This is a genomic window from Agrilactobacillus composti DSM 18527 = JCM 14202 (assembly GCF_001436375.1).
GTDB classification, from domain to species: domain Bacteria; phylum Bacillota; class Bacilli; order Lactobacillales; family Lactobacillaceae; genus Agrilactobacillus; species Agrilactobacillus composti.
In genome coordinates this window covers 1-616 of record NZ_AZGA01000050.1, presented here as the reverse complement: position 1 = coordinate 616, position 616 = coordinate 1, and the positions used below count along the sequence as shown (strand labels likewise).

Below are 616 nucleotides of genomic sequence, written 5' to 3'. Positions count from 1 at the left end.
TAATAAGTGGCGACCTTATCTATGACCGCTTTGTGATATTTTCTGTTATTGGCATTGGCTTTGACATGCGTCCCATCGATGAACATTATAGAGGGATCTACTAAACCCGCTGCCATACATTGCTCCAAAATTTTTTCAAATATCTGTTGGAAGAGATCCGTCCCTTTAAAACGGCGTTCAAAGTTCTTGCCAAATGTAGTGAAATGTGGAACTTCAGCCGTAATGTCGATTCCAAGGAACCAACGATAAGCTACGTTAACCTGGATTTCTTTGATTGTCTGACGCATACTACGAATACCGAAAAGATACTGAATTATCGGTAGTTTGATCAAAATAACTGGATCCAAACTGGGACGTCCCACGCCTTCCTTGTATAGCGGCCGGACTAAGTCATAAATAAAATCAAAGTCTACCGCTTTATCAATTTTACGGAGAATATGGTCTTTTGGAACCAATTCATTCAGTGAAATAAGCTGTTGTTGATTACGCGTATTGTTTGAGATTGACTTGCCCATCATAATGAACACCTCCACTAATTCAATTATAAACCGCTTACAATGCGAACGAAATAAAAAAGACAAAGTCTTCTAAAAAGATTACTTTGTCTTCAATCTGA

The 616-nt window shown here is 38.3% G+C and carries 1 protein-coding gene; it reads right to left on the bottom strand.

Annotated elements, in window-relative coordinates:
- Window positions 1-518, bottom strand: a 518-nt coding sequence (locus tag FC83_RS07930) for a transposase (RefSeq protein ID WP_162260653.1), incomplete at its 3' end; no start/stop codon positions are given.
- Window positions 519-616 lie beyond the last annotated feature (98 nt).